The organism is Afipia sp. OHSU_II-C1 (genome assembly GCF_000497575.1).
GTDB lineage: Bacteria > Pseudomonadota > Alphaproteobacteria > Rhizobiales > Xanthobacteraceae > Afipia.
Genome location: NZ_APJI01000001.1, coordinates 132,709 through 150,890 on the forward strand (window position 1 = coordinate 132,709; position 18,182 = coordinate 150,890).

Consider the following 18,182-nt stretch of genomic DNA (forward strand, 5'->3'; position numbering starts at 1 on the left):
CGATCAGGATAGGTAGCTAGAATCCATGAACTGGTCGAAATACCCGATTCCTGCAATGCGGCTGGAAACCCGCTTCGGCGACCGTATCGTGCCCGCCTTCGAGACCCGCCCCGCGAACATCTGGGACATGGTCGCAGATGCCGCCGCACGCAACCCCGATGGCGAAGCGCTGGTCTGCGGCGATGAGCGGATGACATGGCGCGAGGTCGCGCAGAAATCCGCGCAGATCGCGGCCGGTTTCAAGGAAATCGGCCTGAAACCCGGCGACCGGATCGCGCTGCTGCTTGGCAACCGCATCGAGTTCGTGCTCGCGCTCTATGGCGCGGCGCATCTCGGTCTTGTCAGTGTGATGCTGAGCACGCGGCAGCAAAAGCCTGAGATCGCCTACGTTCTCGCCGACTGCGGCGCGGCGCTGATTATCCATGAAGACGGAATGGCGGACCGGCTGCCCGATCCCAACGAGATTCCGACCCTGCTTCATCGTGTCTCGATCGGCGTAACCGATGGCTCGCTGGCGTTTCAGGATCTGGTCGCGACCGAGACGTCGCAGGTGCCGGTCGCTGTCGATGAACAAGACACCGCCATGATCCTCTACACGTCGGGCACGACGGGTAAGCCGAAGGGCGCCATGCTCGCCCATTGCAACCTGACCCATTCGGCGATGATCTACGAGGTCTGCCTCGAACTGACAAAATCTGACCGCTCGATCGCCGCCGTTCCGCTCGCGCATGTCACCGGCATTGCCGCCAACATCATGGCGATGGCGCGCTGCGCCGGTGCGCTCATCATCGTCGCCGAGTTCAAGGCGGCGGAATACCTCAAGATCGCAGCAAGCGAGCGCGTCACGCAGACCGTGATGGTGCCTGCGATGTATAACCTCTGCCTGTTGCAGGCTGATTTCGATAATTTCGATCTTTCCGCCTGGCGGGTCGGCGGCTACGGCGGCGCGCCGATGCCGGTTGCGACCATCGAGAAGCTGGCGCAAAAACTTCCCGGGCTGAAACTGGTCAACGCCTACGGTTCGACCGAAACCTCGTCGCCATCGACCATCATGCCACCTGCGTTTACCGCCAGCCACAGTGACAGCGTCGGCCTGCCCTGTCCCGGTGCGGATATCATTGTTGTCGACTCATCCGGACGCGAACTGCCGCGCGGAGAGATCGGCGAAATCTGGATTCACGGCGGCTCGGTCATCAAGGGCTACTGGAATAACCCCCGCGCGACGGCGGAGAGTTTCACTGCCGGCTACTGGCATTCGGGCGATCTTGGATCGATCGACGCGGAGAATTTCGTTCGCGTGTTCGACCGGCAGAAAGACATGATCAACCGCGGCGGACTGAAAATCTATTCAGCGGAGGTCGAGTCGGTTCTGGCCAGTCATCCCGACGTCGTGGAAAGCGCCATCGTCGCACGGCCGTGTCCGGTGCTCGGTGAGCGCGTTCACGCCGTCGTGGTCGTGCGCTCGGACATCGACCAGCCGACCCTGCGCGCGTGGTGCGCCGAGCGTCTCTCCGACTATAAAGTCCCGGAGACCATCGCGATCGGCACCGACCCCTTGCCGCGCAACGCCAACGGCAAGGTCATGAAGAAGAACCTGCGCGACGCGCTTGTCGAGTCCTGAGCAAAACACGCAATACTTCTAGTGACTGATCATCCACGGCCGTGCAGTCGGAAATCCTTTGGCTCCGCTGCGGCTCTTGGTGACCAGCCGGGACGGTTTGGTCGAACAGCAGCCGCAGCCCGGCTGATGTGACGCCTTGTACTCGCCGAGCGTTTTCGGCGCGTTGGCGCTGCGCTCATTGATCGCATGCGACTTGCGTTTGTCCGCCGGCATGCATGAGAAGCGCGGCGCGGTCAGAATGACCCGCGGCGCGGCGATCGCGCAATGCGGGCAATCCTGCGGCGCATCGTATTCGGACATCGGCCGCATATCGGTGAATGGTCCGCAGTCGTTGCAAAGATACTCGTAAACCGGCACAGCCCGTCTCCCTCGGTTTGTCCTGTTATCGCGATCCCGGCGGATGCAGGGGCGGCAAGATACGCACCGCCCCTGCATCACCTCGCGGGTTACTTGTCCGGTGACAGCGGCATGTCGATGCCGCCCTTGATGTGCTTGATCGGCCCTGCCGACGACGGCATGACGTCGAAGTCGAAGATTTCCGTCGGCAGCCACAGCGTGGCGCAGGCGTTGGGTACGTCCACGACACCCGAGATGTGTCCCTGCACCGGGGCCGTTCCAAGAATGGAATAGGCCTGCGCGCCGGAATACCCGAACTTCTTCAGATACTCGATGGCATTCAAACACGCTTGACGATAGGCAACCGTCACATCCAGATAGTGCTGCTTGCCGGCTTCATCGACCGAGATACCTTCGAAGATCAGGAAGTCCTTGTAGTTCGGCGTCATCGGCGACGGCTTGAACACGGGATTCTTGATGCCGTATTTCGCCATGCCGTCCTTGATGACGTCGACCTTGATGTGCAGCCAGCCGGCCATCTCGATGGCACCGCAGAAGGTGATTTCGCCGTCGCCCTGGCTGAAGTGCAGATCGCCCATCGAAAGGCCTGCCCCCGGAACGTAAACTGGGAAATAGATCTTCGAACCGCGCGACAGATCCTTGATGTCGCAGTTGCCGCCATGCTCGCGCGGCGGAACGGTGCGCGCACCCTCTGCCGCGGCCTTCGCCTTGGCATCGCCCTTCAGGCGACCCATATGCGCGGTCGGACCGAACGGCGGATTGGCGAGACCCGGCACGCGCGTCGGGTTGGTTGCGATCAGCGCCGTCTCGCGCTCGTTCCACATCGACAGCATTTTCGGATCGGGCAGACAGCCGATGAGACCGGGATGAATGAGGCCCGCAAAATTGACGCCGGGAATGTGGCGCGACGACGTGTACATGCCCTTGAAGTCCCAGATCGACTTCTGCGCCAGCGGGAAATGGTCGGTCAGAAACCCGCCGCCATTCTGCTTGGAGAAGAAGCCATTGAACCCCCACAGGCTCTCCTTCATCGGGCCGACGTCGAGCAGATCGACCACCAGAAGATCGCCCGGCTCCGCGCCCTTGACGCCGATCGGCCCCGACAGAAAATGCACGATCGACAGGTCGATGTCGCGCACGTCGTCGGCCGAGTCGTTGTTCTTGATGAAACCGCCGGTCCAGTCGTAGGTCTCGATGATGAAATCGTCGCCCGGACTGACCCACTCCACCATCGGGATATCCGGATGCCAGCGATTGTGAACCTTGTCGTTGTCGTAGGCCGACTGATTGAGATCGACCTTGATCAGTGTATCTGGCATTTAGAATGCTCCCCTGGTTACAAACGGCTTCGTTAAACTGAAAGATATTTGGCGACCTGCGCGGCATCGATGCCGTCGCGCTTCTCGTCGCGGACGATCTCGCCATTCTCGATCACCAGAACGCGGTCGGCGACGTCGAGTGCGAAACTGAGAACCTGCTCGGAGACGATGATCGACAGGCCTTTCTCGTCTCGGATGCGCTTCAGCGTGCGCGCCATCTCGCGGATGATCGATGGCTGGATTCCCTCGGTCGGCTCATCGAGCAGCAGAACCTTCGGCTTGGTGGCAAGCGCGCGCGCAATCGCAAGCTGCTGCTGCTGGCCGCCGGAGAGATTGCCCCCGCGCCGGCTCTTCATCTCAAGCAGCACCGGGAACAGTTCATAGAGATCACCGGGCACTTCCTTCTCGCCCGACGCCACCAGTCCGGTCTCGATATTTTCCTTCACCGTCATGGTCGAAAAGATCATGCGGCCCTGGGGTACATAGGCGAGCCCCTTGGCGACGCGCTCGTAACTCTTGAGCTTGCTGAGTTCGCTGCCTTCCATCGTGACCGACCCGCTCTTGGTCGGAACGATTCCCATCAGCGACTTCATCAGCGTGGTCTTGCCCATGCCGTTGCGGCCCATGATCGCGACGATCTCGTTGGGCGCGACGGAAACGTTGAGACCGTGCAGGACTTCGCTCTGTCCGTATGCGACGTGAAGGTCCGAGATCGCGAGCATTGCGTGTTTCCTTAGTGGCCGAGATAGACTTCGATAACCTTCGGATCGTTCTGCACCGCTTCCATCGAACCTTCCGACAGGATTCTGCCCTGATGCAGCACGGTCACCTTGTGCGCGATATCCTCGACAAACTTCATGTCATGCTCGATCACCAGCACCGAGCGGTCCTTGATGATGCGGTTGAGCAATTCGGCGGTCTTGATCCGCTCGCTGACGCTCATGCCGGCCACCGGCTCGTCGAGCATCAGAAGGTCCGGGTCCTGGATCAGCAGCATGCCGATCTCGAGCCACTGTTTCTGGCCGTGGCTGAGCAGTTCGGCGCTCATGCCGAGGCGATCCTTCAGGAAGATCATCTCCGCGACTTCTTCGACCCGGTCGCGCACCGTCGCATCGCGCTGAAATGTCAGTGCGCCGAACACCGTCCGTCCGCGCGGATAGGAGATCTCGAGATTCTCGAACACCGTGAGGTCGTCATAGATCGACGGGGTCTGGAATTTTCGGCCGACGCCCGCCTGGACGATCTGGTTCTCCTTCATCTTGGTCAGTTCCTGATTACGGAACTGGATCGAACCGGATGTGGCCTTGGTCTTCCCGCAGATCAGATCGAGCACCGTGGTCTTGCCGGCACCGTTCGGGCCGATGATGACGCGGATCTCGTTTTCATCGACGTAGAACGACAGGTCGTTGACCGCCTTGAAGCCGTCGAACGACACCGTGAGCGCTTCGACCGCGAGCAGGAATTCCTTGGGCTGATGACCGACAAGCATGATGTGCTCCTATTCCGCGGGTGCGCCGTCGGCGACCGAGCCGCCGGTCCAGCCGTTCTTGCCGCCCGCCTTCGGCTTGCGGAGTGAGAGCAGGCGATCGATGTGGGACTGAATGTGATCGCGCCAGATCCCGGCAAGGCCATTCGGGAACGCCAGCACCACCGCGATGAACAGCCCGCCAAGGCCGAACAGCCACAACTCGGGGAAGGATTCCGACAGGCTGGTCTTGGCGAAGTTGACAAGGAGTGTGCCGTAGACCGCGCCCAGTATGGAGAGGCGCCCGCCGACAGCGGCATAGATCACCATTTCGATGGACGGCACGATGCCGACGAAGGACGGTGACATGAAGCCGATTTCGAGGGCGAACAGAGCGCCGCCGATGGAGGCGAACACCGCTGCCGCGCAGAACGCGAAGATCTTGAAGTTGGCGACGCTGTAGCCCGAGAACCGGACGCGATCTTCCTTTTCACGCATCGCGACCAGGATTCGCCCGAGCTTTGAGTGCCGGATGAAAAGGGCGACGCCGATGCAGCCGAACAGCAAGATCACTTCCACGAAGTAGAGAATGAACTTGGCGTTGTCTGTCCGGATATCCCAGCCCTTCAGCGTGCGCAGGTCGGTGATGCCGTTGACGCCGCCGGTGTAACCTTGCTGACCGATGATCAGGATGGTCAGGATCGCGGCGATCGCCTGGGTGATAATGGCGAAATACGTACCGCCGACCCGCCGCTTGAACATCGCGGCGCCGATAATGAAGGAGAAGATCGCCGGAACCGCGATGATTGCGAAGATCGTGAAAGTCAGGCTGTGGAACGGCTTCCAGAAGAAAGGGAGTTGCGTGAGCTGATTCCAGTCCATGAAGTCCGGGATGCCGGGCGTCGACTGGATCTTGGTGTTGGCGACGCTGGATGCTTCCAGCTTGAGAAACATCGCCATGCAGTAGCCGCCGAGGCCGAAGAATACGCCCTGCCCGAGGCTCAGAATGCCACCATATCCCCAACAGATGACGAGGCCGATCGCAACAAACGCGTAGGTCAGATATTTCGCGACCAGGTTGAGCCGGAAGATATCCAGGGTCAACGGCAGGACAACGACCAGCAGAACTGCAAGCGCCAGAATGCCGACAAGTTCGGAGCGGTTCGCGAAGCGCGGGTTGTCGTGGACGGCTTTGGCGACAACAGTTTGCTCGGAGCTTTTCTCTACGCTTTTCTTGGACATTTTCCTGGCCTTTTCACTTCCGGACCTTGAGGGCGAACAGGCCCTGCGGCCGCAGCATGAGGATGCCGACAATCGCGAGCAGCGTGAGAACCTTGGCCATCGAGCCCGACATGAAGAACTCCATGGTCGACTGGGCCTGCGAGATAGTGAATGCGGAGGCGATGGTGCCGAGCAGGCTGGCCGCGCCGCCGAAGACGACCACAAGGAACGTATCGACGATGTAGAGCTGGCCGGAGGTCGGGCCCGTTGAGCCGATCATCGTGAAGGCCGAGCCCGCGACGCCGGCGATGCCGCATCCGAGACCGAAGGTGTAACGGTCGACCTTCTCGGTGTTGATGCCGACCGCGCCGGCCATCACGCGATTCTGCACCACGGCACGGACCTGCCGGCCCCAGCGCGACCTGTACATGATGTAGGCGACGGCAATCGTGATCAGCACCGTCAGGCACATCACGAAGATGCCGTTGATGGGCACTTCGATGGTGTCGGTGACCTTGAGCGAGCCCAGCATCCACTGCGGCAGTTCAACGCCGACCTCACGGGCTCCGAATATCGAGCGATAGGCCTGCTGCAACATCAGGCTCAGGCCCCAGGTCGCGAGCAGCGTATCGAGCGGCCGCTTGTAGAGATGCCGTATCAGTGCCCATTCCACCAGCATGCCGAGCGCGCCGGACGCAATGAACGCAAGTATCATGGCGAGGAAGAAGTAGCCGCTGAACAGCGACGGCAGATAGGCCTGAAAGAAATTCGACGTCATCCAGGTGACATAGGCGCCGAGGATCATGAACTCGCCGTGCGCCATGTTGATGACGCCCATCTGGCCGAAGATGATCGCAAGTCCGAGCGCCATCAGAACGTAGACGGAGAACAGGATAAGGCCCGCAAATCCTTGCATCACAAAGATTGAACCGAGATCGCCAATCGAATAGTCGCCGAACATTTCAATTCTCCGCCGGGGAAGTCTCGCGCCGCAGACGAATCCGCGGCGCGAGGGCTGCGGGCGTGGACTGACGATCCACGCCAGGGAGCTGAGCTATCGGAGTGAGGCTTACTGGTAGCCCTTGGGGAACGGATCGGGCTCGACCAGATCGGCGGTCTCGTAAACAACCTTGAACTGTCCATCGAGGCCGGCGAGACCGACGCGGGTCTTTGACCAGAGATGGTGGTTCGGATGGATCTTCACGTAGCCTTCCGGCGCCTTGGTGAACTCGATGCCTGCGGATGCCGCCGCGATCTTGTCGACATCGAAGCTGCCCGCCTTCTCCACCGTCATCTTCCAGAGCCACGGGCCGAGATAGGCAGCCTGTGTGACGTCTCCGATCACGGTCTTTTCGCCCCACATCTTCTTGAACGCGGCAACGAATTCCTTGTTGTTCGCATTGTCGAGGGACTGGAAGTATTTCATGCAGGCGAACGCGCCCGCGATGTTCTCGCCGCCGATGCCGTCGATTTCGTCCTCGGTGACCGAGATGGTGAGCAGCGTTTGCTTCGACAGGTCGATGCCCGCCGCCTTGAGCTGCTTGTAGAACGCGACGTTCGAACCGCCGACAATGATGGCGTAGATCACGTCCGGCTTGGTCAGCTTGATCTTGTTGATGACGGAGTTGAACTGGGTATGGCCGAGCGGGAAGTATTCTTCGCCGACGACCTTCGCGCCGCCGAGATGACCCTCGATGTGCTTGCGCGCGATCTTGTTCGACGTACGCGGCCAAATGTAATCCGAACCGAGCAAGTAGAAAGTTTTCGCGCCCTTGGTCTTGTTCACCCAGTCGAGACCCGCGATAATCTGCTGGGTCGCTTCCTGGCCGGTGTAGATCACGTTCTTGGACTGCTCGAGGCCTTCATAGAAGGTCGGGTAGTAGAGCATGCCGTTGTACTGCTCGAACACCGGCAGCACCGCCTTGCGCGACGCCGACGTCCAGCAGCCCATCACCGATGCGCACTTGTCGTTGACCAGAAGCTTCTTCGCCTTCTCGGCGAAGGTCGGCCAGTCGGACGCGCCGTCCTCCTGGATGAACTTGATCTTGCGTCCGAGCACGCCGCCCGAGGCGTTGATCTGCTCGATCGCCAGCTTTTCGGCCTGAACCGATCCCGTCTCCGAAATCGCCATGGTGCCGGTCACGGAATGCAGGATTCCGACCGTCACTTCGGCGTCGGTGACCGCGAGACCCGTGGTGTTGACCGCCGACGTTGCCGGTCCGGCGCCGAACGATGGCTTCGAGACCAGTGACATGGCCGGCAGCGCCGCCATTCCCATCAGCATTTTTCGCCGGAACGCGGACTGTAAGCCCTGATTTTTGTCGTCTGACATGACCACCCCTTTTTGCTGGAAAACCGCCTTGATGGGGAAAAGATGGCCCGGATTGTGCAGCGCACAGATACGCGAAATCGCGCATACTGCACCGCAAAAGCGCGACGTAGATTTTTCAAAACCGGATCAGGACGCACAACGCGTGACGAGGGAGACCAAAGTGGCCGGGCGACAGCGGATAGACCGCGTCAGGCGCCAATATAATCAATGGGTTGCCAATCAGACCCTTGAAGACTACGCGCTTCGCTTCACGGCCAAGAGTGCCCGCCGGTGGTCGGCTGCGCGGGTGGCGAACACGGCGCTGGGTGCGATCTCGTTTCTGGCGCTGGAAGCCATCGGCGGCACCATCACGCTGAACTACGGGGTTACCAACGCCACCGCCGCCATTCTGGTGGTGAGCGCCATCATTTTCTGCTGCGGCCTGCCGATTGCCTATTACGCGGCCAGATACGGCGTCGATATCGATCTGCTCACCCGCGGCGCCGGATTCGGCTACATCGGCTCCACGATCACATCGCTGATCTACGCGTCCTTCACCTTCATCTTTTTCGCCATCGAGGCCGTCATTCTCGCGATGGCGCTGGAACTATGCTTCGGCATCCCCCGCCCGATCGGCTATCTCATCAGCGCGGTGGTCATCATCCCGCTGGTCACCCACGGCATCACACTGATCAGCCGCTTCCAGTTGTGGACACAGCCGTTCTGGATCCTGCTTCACATTCTTCCCTTCGCGGCCATCGCCATCAAAAGCCCCGGCTCGTTTGCGGAGTGGACAGCGTTTCCGGGCGAGCACGGCAATCCGTCGGGACATCTGGATCTGCTGCTGTTCGGAACCGCGGCTTCCGTGGTGTTCGCGCTGGTGGCGCAGATCGGCGAACAGGTCGACTTCCTGCGGTTTCTGCCGCGCGACCGGCGGACCTCGAAGCGCGCATGGTGGATGGCGATGGTCAGCGCCGGTCCCGGCTGGATCGTACCCGGCGCAATCAAGATGCTGGCCGGATCGTTCCTCGCGTTCTTCGCGATCAAGCACGGCGTGACGGCGGAATACGCCGCCGAACCCGCGCACATGTATCTCGAAGCATTTCGTTACGTGCTCGCGCAGCCCGATCTGGCGCTGGCGCTGACGGGCACGTTCGTGATCCTGTCGCAGCTCAAGATCAACGTGACCAACGCCTATGCAGGATCGATTGCATGGTCGAATTTCTTCTCGCGCCTGACCCACAGCCATCCGGGCCGCGTGGTGTGGCTGGTGTTCAACGTGCTGGTCGCGCTGCTGCTGATGGAGATCGGCGTCTACAAGGCGCTGGAACAGACGCTTGCACTTTACTCGAACGTCGCCATCGCATGGGTCGGGGCGCTGGTCGCCGATCTCATCGTCAACAAGCCGCTCGGCCTGCGACCGCAGCATATGGAATTCAAGCGCGCGCATCTCTACGACATCAACCCGGTCGGCGTCGGCGCGATGACGATCGCAACCATCGTTTCGATCAGCGCGTTCTACGGATTCTTCGGAACCACGGCGAAAGCGCTTGCGCCGTTCGTGGCATTGACCGTGGCGTTCCTGACCGCGCCGGTGATCGCATGGGGGACGGGCGGAAAATATTACATCGCGCGCAAGCCGAAGCGGAGCTGGCAGAATCTCGAATCGATCAAGTGCTGCATCTGTGAACATGCGTTCGAGCCGGAAGACATGGCTTCCTGCACCGCCTATGCGGGTCCGATCTGCTCGCTGTGCTGCTCGCTTGACGCCCGCTGCCATGATCTCTGCAAGCCGCATGCGCGGGTGCAGGCGCAGTTTTCCGAAACTCTCGGCAAGATGCTTCCGCAATTCATCTACGCGCGGATCAATTCGCAGCTCGGGCACTATCTCGGTGTGTTTGCGCTGTCGGCGGGACTGGTCGGGCTCACGCTCGCCCTGATTTACCTCCAGACCTCCACCGCGATCCGGTTCGATCAGATCCAGCTTTCCGACGTGCTGTGGAAAGTCTTCTTCGCGCTCTCGATCATTATCGGTGTGGTGGCCTGGCTGTTCGTGCTGGCGCGGCAAAGCCGCCAGGCGGCGGAAGCCGAGACCCGGCGCCAGACCACGCTTCTGATGCAGGAAATCGATGCCCACCGGCAGACCGACATGGAGCTTCAGCGCGCCAAGGAAGTCGCCGAATCCGCCAACCTCGCCAAGAGCCGCTATGTGGTCGGATTGAGTCACGAGCTGCGCTCGCCGCTCAACGCCATCAGCGGATACGCGCAACTGCTCGAACAGGATGCGACCATCCAGCCGAAACCCCGCGACCAGATTCGCGTCGTACGCCGCAGCGCCGATCATCTTTCGGGTCTGATCGATGGTCTGCTCGACATTTCCAAGATCGAGGCCGGACGGTTGCATCTGTCGCGCGACGAAGTGCGGCTTCATGCCTTCCTCGACCAGCTTGTCGGCATGTTCCGCCTGCAGGCCGCCGCGAAGAATGTGGAGTTCGTGTTTCAGCGGCCGGAGACCCTGCCCCCGGTCGTCTATGCGGATGAGAAGCGGCTGCGGCAGATTCTCATCAACCTGCTGTCGAATGCCATCAAGTTCACCCCGAGCGGCAGCGTGCATTTCATCGTGCATTATCGCAGCCCCGTCGCCGAATTTGAGGTGCGCGACACCGGCCCCGGCATTCACGCCGACGATCTGGAGCGCATCTTCGCCCCGTTCGAGCGCGGCGCGCTCGGCATTTCGCAGCCGCAGACCGGAACGGGTCTCGGCCTCACCATCAGCAAGCTGCTCGCGGGCGTGATGGGCGGCGACATCCGTGTCACCAGCACCGTTGGGCGCGGCAGCACATTCCAGGTCAAGATGCTGCTGTCGGAGGTCACCAACCCCACCCGCATCAAGGCGATCAACGCGCCTATCTACGGCTATCACGGCCCGCGCAAGACCATCCTTATCACCGACGACGATCCGACCCACCGCGATCTCCTGCGCGAAGTGCTCGCCCCGCTCGGCTTCATCATCCTGAGCGCACCGGACGGCGCGACATGTCTCAATCTCGCGCAACATTGTCAGCCGGATATGTTCCTGCTCGACATATCGATGGGCGAGACCGACGGCTGGTCGGTGGCGGAAAGCCTCCGCACCGCGGGCCATCACAATGCCCGCATCCTGATGATCTCGGCCAGTGCGCTCGAAGCCCACGGCGCTCCGCTAGCACAGCCGTTCCACGACGGCTACCTGATGAAGCCGATCGACGTGCCGCGCCTGCTGGAACTGATCGGCCAGTTGCTCAAGATCGAATGGTCTTACGAGCCCGGTCCGGTTCAGACGATTGAGACCGAAGCCTCTACATGGAGTGCGAACGACGATCCCGCTCCGCCGGTGCAGTATGTCGATGAGTTGATCGACCTCGGGCAAATCGGCTACGTCACAGCCATTCATCTCAAGCTCGACCAGATCGACAAGGACCATCCGGAGCACGCGGCTTTCGTGTCACAAATGCGCTCGCTGGTGGAACGGTTCGATCTCGGGCAATACATGGCAACCCTTCAGAATGTGCAGCGCCATGATCATTGAAGCCAAGTCACGCGACACCGTGCTGATCGTTGACGATTCGCCGGAAACCTTGCGCATGCTGACCGATGCGCTCGACGGCGCCGGCATGACCGTGATGGTCGCGCTCGACGGCGCGTCGGCCCTGCGCATCGGCGAGCAGATCGTGCCGGATATCATCCTGCTCGATGCCGTGATGCCGGGAATGGACGGGTTCGAGACCTGCCGCCGCCTCAAGCGCGAAACCAAGCTCGCCGGTGTCCCCGTCATCTTCATGACGGGCCTTGCCGAAAGCGAACATATCGTGCGCGGGCTGGAGGCCGGCGGCGTCGACTACGTGACCAAGCCGATTGTCATCGTCGAGATGCTGGCGCGGATCAAGGTTCACCTCGCCAATGCGCGGCTGACGCAAAGCGCCCGCGCTGCACTGGACGTCTCAGGACGTTACCTGTTCGCGGTGGATCATCGCGGACGCATCATCTGGGCAACCCCGCAGGCTGAGAAGCTGGCGCGCGCCAGAGGCGCCGACGAAAAATTTGAACTGCCGGAGCCGTGGCTCGACTGGCTCGACCAGATGCATCGGGGAATGGCTGAATCGAAATCGCCGCCCGCGATCTCCTTCCGCGACGAGAAGCTGCGCCTGCAATACATGGGCAGGCTCGGCGCGAACGAATTCCTGCTCCGGCTGGCGCGGGATAGCGGTTCGGATTCCCCGGCGGAATTCAGCAAGGAGCTGGGATTGACCAGTCGCGAGGGAGAAGTGCTGTCGTGGCTGAGCAAGGGCAAGACCAACCGCGACATCGCGCAGATCCTGGGTCTCAGCCCGCGCACCGTCGACAAGCATCTTGAGCAGATCTACGCCAAGCTCGGTGTCGAAAACCGGACGGCCGCGGCGGCGGTCGCGAGCAATGCGAGCCGCCAGCGCATGTAAGCGCATGATGAAAGTCGCCGCTGCGACGTCGTCATTCTACTTGCGCAACAAAAAAGCCGCCGGCATGGCCGGCGGCTTTATTTAAACGGATCGGTCTGTTCAGCGCTCAGCGAACGCCTTCTCGACCACGAAATCGGCCGGCTCGCCGTGGTTGCCTTCGACGAAGCCACGATCTTCCAGCAGCTTCTTGGTATCGACCAGCAGCGCCGGGCTGCCGCACATCATGACGCGATCCTTCGCGGCATCGAGCGGCGGCAATGCAATGTCCTCGAACAACTTGCCCGAGGTGATCAGGTCGGTGATGCGGCCACGGTTGCGGAACGGATCGCGCGTCACGGTCGGATAATAGATGAGCTGGTTGCTCACCATCTCGCCGATCATCTCGTCCTGCGGCAGCTTCTCGGTGATCAGTTCGCCGTAAGCCAGTTCGCGGACATGGCGGCAGCCGTGCAGCAGCACGACCTTCTCGAAACGCTCGTAGGTCTCAGGGTCCTTGATCACGCTGAGGAACGGCGCGAGGCCTGTGCCGGTGCCGATCAGATAGAGGTTGCGGCCGGCGGTCAGGTTGTCGATCACCAGCGTGCCGGTCGCCTTGCGGCTGACGATGATCTGGTCGCCTTCCTTCAGATGCTGAAGACGCGAGGTCAGCGGGCCGTCGGCGACCTTGATCGAGAAGAATTCGAGGTTCTCTTCGTAGTTCGCGCTCGCGACGCTGTAGGCGCGCAGCAGCGGCTTCTCGTTCACCTTCAATCCGATCATCGTGAACTCGCCGTTCCGGAACCGGAACGAGGAATCACGCGTGGTCGTGAAGCTGAAAAGGTTGTCGGTCCAGTGATGGACGCTGAGAACCGTTTCCTGATTGAAGTTGCTCATAACCGGACCCATGCTCTTGCAATCGGTGAGCGCACAATCGCCGGACTTGCGGGCGGTCACGCCTCACGCAGAACTTCTCGTCCATGAATTTTGCTGGATGGCCTGCCTTGCAGGCGAAGACGGCGGCAGCATTCACGACGCCGGTGAAATAGCCGAATTTCCGTTTTTGGTCAATTACATACCGCGCCTGCGTCATGCCCCGAAGGCAGACCGGCGTTGCATTCTAAGATCATGTTCCGCAGGAGAAATTTCCTCCCTCACGGAGCCCGCCGGGAGGAAATTTACACTCAATCTAAACCAACCCGGGAAGCATGGCCGGGCAACCGCCCGGCCATGGCGTCGGGGAAGCCGGCCTACTTCTTCACCATCGGACAGTTGCCCTCGGCGATCGGCCGGAACGCGTCCTTGGCCGGGATCGTCTCCACCAGCTTGTAGAAGTCCCATGGCGCCTTGGACTCGGCGGGAGTCTTCACCTGGAACAGATACATGTTGTGGATGTGACGGCCGTCCTCGCGGATCGTGCCTTCGCCGAACAATGGATCCTTCGACGGCATCTCCTTCATCTTGGCGACGACCTTTTGCCCATCGGTCGTGTTCGCCGCCGCTGCCGCGCGCAGATAATGCAGCGTACCGGCATAGACGCCAGCCTGAATCGCGGTCGGGCGCTTGCCGCCGCCCACCGCTGCCGTGAAGCGGTCGGAGAACTTGCGCGTGCCGTCGTTAGAGTCCCAATAGAAGCCCTCGGTCAGATAAAGGCCTTTCGCGCCCTGAAGGCCGATGGCGTTGACGTCAGTGACCTGCATCAGCAGCGCCGCCAGTTCCTGTCCGCCGGCCTGAATGCCGAACTCTGTTGCCTGCTTCACGGAATTGACGGTGTCATTCACGGCATTGGCGAGCGCGACGATCTTGGCCTTGCTGGCCTGCGCCTGCAGCAGGAACGACGAGAAGTCCGATGCGCCGGGCGGATGCCGCACGCTGCCGAGGATCTTGCCGTTTTCGGCCTTCACGACATCGGACGCGTCTTTCTCCAGCGAATGGCCGAAGGCGTAATCCGCCGTGACAAAGAACCATGTGTCCTTCTTGGCCTTCAACAGGGCCAATGCCGTGCCGTGCGCCAGCGCCCAGGTGTCGTAGGTCCAGTGCACGGTGTTCGGCGAACACTTCTCGCCGGTGAGCAGCGACGAGCCGGGACCGGATGCAATGAACGCGGTTTTCGATCCGCGCGTGGCTTCCTGCACGGCCAGCGCCACCGAGGAGAACGGCACGTCGAGAATCGCATCGATCTTGTCGATGTCCATCCAGCGCCGCGCAATCGCGCCGCCGATGTCCGGCTTGTTCTGGTGGTCCGCCTGAAGAAGTTCGACCTTGATATCCGGCTTCTCGGCCTTGAAATCCTCAATGGCGAGTTTCGCCGCAGCAACCGATCCTGCGCCCGTGGAGTCGGTGGCGATACCGGTGAGATCGGTCAGCACGCCAAGCTTGATCGTATTGTTGGCGATCTGTGCATGGGCCGGAGCCATCAGCGCCAGCAGCATCGCCGCTCCCGCCAGAAAAGCCGATTTCGATTTAATCATTCTTACCCTCCCGTTTGATTTTCTTATGTGGTTCTCCGGCTTCGCCGGAAATGCTTTAGCGTCGGATGATTTCCAATACCTCCTGCGCGACATCGATACGCACCGTCGCGCGTTCGACCAGCACCTTCGCAACAGCCTCGACCTCGTCGCCGACAGCACCGGCCATGATCGCGATGTTCTGTGCATGAAGCGCCATGTGACCGGACTGGATGCCTACGGTGGCGAGCGCCTTCAATGCCGAGAAATTCTGCGCCAGCCCGACGGCCGCGATGATGCGCGCCAGCCGCTCCGCTGTGGTCACGCCGAGAATTTTCAGGCACGCCTGCGCGGTCGGATGGATTTTGGTCGCACCACCGATCAGGCCAACCGCCAGTGGCAACTCGATCGAGCCTGACAGATCGCCGTCCTTGTTGATCTCGTAGCGCGTCAGGCTGGTGTAACGCCCGCTGCGCGCAGCAAAGGCGTGCGCACCGGCTTCGATGGCGCGCGTATCATTGCCGGTGGCAAGAATGACGGCGCTGATGCCGTTCATGATGCCTTTGTTATGCGTGGCCGCACGATAAGGATCGGCTTCCGCGAACTGATACGCGCTGATGATCCCGTCGCGCACACTTTCCCCGCCGATGTCGTCCAGTTTCCACACCGCATGCGCGCGCGCCAAGCGGCGATCTGCAAGATTGGACAGGATGCGCAGAAACACGCGCCCGCCACTCCAGGATGCGATATGAGGCGCGATCTTCTCGGCCATGGTGTTGACCGCGTTGGCGCCCATCGCGTCGCGGGTATCGACAATCAGATGGGTGATGACCATTGGCCCGCCGAGCGTATCGAGAATCCGCACCTCGACATCGCGGAAGCCACCGCCAAGTTTCACCAGCAGCGGATCGCAGGCGTCGCAGATCGCCTTGATCTCGTCGCGCTTCTCCAGAAGACGAAGCCGCGCCGCATAAGGATCGGGCACGTCAACGGCCTGCACCTGCGCGATCATCAGCGTGCCGGATACGGACGTGGTGAAGCCCGCATCATAGGTCTGGCGCGCGGCGTTGCAGACCGCGGCGACGACGGATGATTCTTCGGTCGCCATCGGAATCAGTACATCCTCGCCGTCGACCTTCACGTTGGTCGCGATGCCGATCGGCACATTCATGGTGGCGATGACGTTTTCAATCATCTTGTCCGCAAGCGGCGGCGGCAGGTTGCCCATGTCGGCGAGATGCGCCGTGGTCGCGGCATCGAGGCCGGCGAACGAAGCGACGAGATCGAGCCGCTCCTGCGGCGACTTGCGGTGAAACCCGGCGATCCGCGAACTGCGGTTTGCCCCGTGCCTTGCAACAGTCATTCTTCAGCGTCTCCCAGACCGATGGTCCTCTTGAGGGGATTTTCGGCTGCGGAAACTGTATGGTGATGGGGGTACACCACAAGGAACGCTTTGCACAATTTCAGGAAGGTCCGTACCATTCGCAGCATGGGTACAGTTCACCATATCGGCCGCAGAATCCCGCGATCGCGCATCGAGACCATTGCCGATGAGATCGTGGCGCGGATCGAACGCGGCGCGATCCGGCCCGGCGAACGCCTGCCATCGATCCGCAGCGCATCGGAATTGTTCGGGGCATCAAAGAATACCATCGTCGATGCCTATGAGCGGCTAGTGGCGTCGGGCCAGATCGAGAGCAAGCCGGGCTCCGGCTTTTATGTCTCGCTGCATCGCCCGAAGCGTGCAGAAACCGCTGAGCCGGCAAAGGTCGAAGCCGTCGACAGCGTCTGGCTGCTGCGCGAGCAACTGGAGAAGCGTTACGAGGTCCGTGTCGGCGACGGCCGCCCGCCCGCGGCCTGGATGGAAGGCTCGGAAGTCGGTCCTTATCTGCGGCCGGTCAGCCGGCCCGGCCAGCGCAATCTCCCGGAAAGCTACGGCAGTCCCTACGGCCTGTTGCCGCTGCGCCAGCGTATCGCCGGTCTTCTCGCCGAACGGTCGATCGGTGCGGAGCCGACTCAGGTTTTGCTGACGCAGGGCGCGAACGACGCGCTCGACATGATCGTCCGTCAGTTTGTCGAGCCCGGCGATCCGGTCCTTGTCGACAGTCCCGGCTATTATCCGCTGTTCGGCAAACTGCGGCTGGCCAAGGCGCGGCTCATCGGCGTGCGGCGAACCGTCGATGGGCCGGACCCGGACGATCTCGCCGCAAAGGCCGCTAGCACCGGCGCGCGGATGTTCTTCACGCAGTCGCTCGCGCACAATCCAACCGGCTGTTCGATCACGTTGCCGGTCGCCTATCGCCTGCTCCGCACGGCGACCGAGCACAATCTGCGGATTGTCGATTCCGATCCGTTCGCCGATGTGCTCTCGAACAACAGTCCCCGCCTCGCCGCGCTCGATCAGCTCGACCGCGTGATCTATGTCGGCACCTTCGCCAAGACGCTCTCTGCGAGCCTCCGGTCGGGATACATCGCCGCCAATGCCGATACCGTTGCGCGGCTCGCCGATCTCAAGATGATCACCCGCGCCAACAGCTCGGGTTACATCGAACAGATCATCTACGACCTGATCACCAGCGGACGCTATCGCGGACACCTCAAGCGGCTCAGCGGCCGCATCGAAGCCGCCACCCGTCAGGCGAACGATAGCCTGGCGCGGCTCGGCCTGCCGGTGTTCGGCCAGCCGCGCGGCGGATTTTACATGTGGTGCGCATTGCCGGAGCACATCGACGACACGCAGCTGTCGCGTGTCGCCGCCGAACGCAGCATCCTGCTGGCGCCTGGCTCGGCGTTCAATCCGGACGCAACGCCGACCGGCCCAGCGATGCGCGTCAATATCGCGCATGTCGGCGATCCGCGATTTGAAAGCTTCATGGCCGAGCATCGCGCGCCGTAGCTTTTGCATCGCCAGGGAGCCGCGGAAAAATCAAACAGATCGCGATGAATTCGTAGGCATCGCTAAATTTCGGCATCGCAACATTAACGCGCAG

At 61.4% G+C, this 18,182-nt stretch carries 14 protein-coding genes; 4 read left to right on the forward strand and 10 right to left on the reverse strand.

Annotated features, from left to right (window positions below; translation table 11 throughout):
- The first annotated feature begins 25 nt into the window (after nucleotides 1-25).
- The gene (locus I554_RS0100570) at nucleotides 26-1,621 is read left to right on the forward strand and encodes a class I adenylate-forming enzyme family protein (protein WP_024573785.1); all 1,596 of its coding nucleotides are present in this window, start codon (nucleotides 26-28) and stop codon (nucleotides 1,619-1,621) included.
- Between the two features lie 18 nt (nucleotides 1,622-1,639).
- On the opposite strand, the gene I554_RS0100575 is transcribed toward I554_RS0100570, so the two are convergent.
- From I554_RS0100575 to urtA, 7 genes are all read right to left on the reverse strand, one after another.
- Nucleotides 1,640-1,978: a zinc ribbon domain-containing protein gene (locus I554_RS0100575; protein ID WP_024573784.1), complete on the reverse strand. Its 339-nt coding sequence runs from the start codon at nucleotides 1,976-1,978 to the stop codon at nucleotides 1,640-1,642.
- A gap of 89 nt (nucleotides 1,979-2,067) precedes the next feature.
- The gene (fmdA, locus tag I554_RS0100580; RefSeq protein WP_024573783.1) at nucleotides 2,068-3,297 is read right to left on the reverse strand and encodes a formamidase; all 1,230 of its coding nucleotides are present in this window, start codon (nucleotides 3,295-3,297) and stop codon (nucleotides 2,068-2,070) included.
- Between the two features lie 32 nt (nucleotides 3,298-3,329).
- On the reverse strand, nucleotides 3,330-4,019 hold the full coding sequence (gene urtE / locus I554_RS0100585; RefSeq protein ID WP_024573782.1) for an urea ABC transporter ATP-binding subunit UrtE: 690 nt from the start codon (nucleotides 4,017-4,019) through the stop codon (nucleotides 3,330-3,332).
- A gap of 11 nt (nucleotides 4,020-4,030) precedes the next feature.
- Nucleotides 4,031-4,786: an urea ABC transporter ATP-binding protein UrtD gene (urtD, locus tag I554_RS0100590; RefSeq protein ID WP_024573781.1), complete on the reverse strand. Its 756-nt coding sequence runs from the start codon at nucleotides 4,784-4,786 to the stop codon at nucleotides 4,031-4,033.
- A 9-nt stretch (nucleotides 4,787-4,795) separates the two neighbouring features.
- Nucleotides 4,796-6,004: an urea ABC transporter permease subunit UrtC gene (gene urtC / locus I554_RS0100595; protein ID WP_024573780.1), complete on the reverse strand. Its 1,209-nt coding sequence runs from the start codon at nucleotides 6,002-6,004 to the stop codon at nucleotides 4,796-4,798.
- 13 nt (nucleotides 6,005-6,017) lie between these two features.
- On the reverse strand, nucleotides 6,018-6,944 hold the full coding sequence (gene urtB, locus I554_RS0100600) for an urea ABC transporter permease subunit UrtB (protein WP_024573779.1): 927 nt from the start codon (nucleotides 6,942-6,944) through the stop codon (nucleotides 6,018-6,020).
- Nucleotides 6,945-7,052: 108 nt separating this feature from the next.
- Nucleotides 7,053-8,315 (reverse strand): urea ABC transporter substrate-binding protein, encoded by a 1,263-nt coding sequence (urtA, locus tag I554_RS0100605; RefSeq protein WP_024573778.1) that lies wholly within the window; start codon nucleotides 8,313-8,315, stop codon nucleotides 7,053-7,055.
- A gap of 160 nt (nucleotides 8,316-8,475) precedes the next feature.
- Here urtA and I554_RS0100610 point away from each other — a divergent pair, with 160 nt between their 5' ends.
- A complete protein-coding gene (locus tag I554_RS0100610; RefSeq protein WP_024573777.1) occupies nucleotides 8,476-11,862 on the forward strand; it encodes an ATP-binding protein in 3,387 nt (1,128 codons plus the stop codon).
- Nucleotides 11,852-12,769: a response regulator transcription factor gene (locus I554_RS0100615; protein WP_024573776.1), complete on the forward strand. Its 918-nt coding sequence runs from the start codon at nucleotides 11,852-11,854 to the stop codon at nucleotides 12,767-12,769. The genes I554_RS0100610 and I554_RS0100615 overlap by 11 nt, the downstream gene beginning before the upstream one ends.
- A gap of 99 nt (nucleotides 12,770-12,868) precedes the next feature.
- Here the strand turns inward: I554_RS0100615 and I554_RS0100625 are convergent, their stop codons facing one another.
- The 3 genes from I554_RS0100625 to I554_RS0100635 all read right to left on the reverse strand — a co-directional run bounded on the left by I554_RS0100625 (nucleotide 12,869) and on the right by I554_RS0100635 (nucleotide 16,555).
- Complete coding sequence (locus I554_RS0100625; protein WP_024573775.1) at nucleotides 12,869-13,642, reverse strand: ferredoxin--NADP reductase; 774 nt, start codon at nucleotides 13,640-13,642, stop codon at nucleotides 12,869-12,871.
- A gap of 353 nt (nucleotides 13,643-13,995) precedes the next feature.
- Nucleotides 13,996-15,216 (reverse strand): ABC transporter substrate-binding protein, encoded by a 1,221-nt coding sequence (locus I554_RS0100630; RefSeq protein ID WP_024573774.1) that lies wholly within the window; start codon nucleotides 15,214-15,216, stop codon nucleotides 13,996-13,998.
- A gap of 55 nt (nucleotides 15,217-15,271) precedes the next feature.
- The gene (locus I554_RS0100635; protein WP_024573773.1) at nucleotides 15,272-16,555 is read right to left on the reverse strand and encodes a hydroxymethylglutaryl-CoA reductase, degradative; all 1,284 of its coding nucleotides are present in this window, start codon (nucleotides 16,553-16,555) and stop codon (nucleotides 15,272-15,274) included.
- Between the two features lie 126 nt (nucleotides 16,556-16,681).
- On the opposite strand from I554_RS0100635, the gene I554_RS0100640 reads away from it, so the two are divergent.
- A complete protein-coding gene (locus tag I554_RS0100640) occupies nucleotides 16,682-18,088 on the forward strand; it encodes a PLP-dependent aminotransferase family protein (protein ID WP_051358696.1) in 1,407 nt (468 codons plus the stop codon).
- The last annotated feature ends 94 nt before the right edge of the window (nucleotides 18,089-18,182 follow it).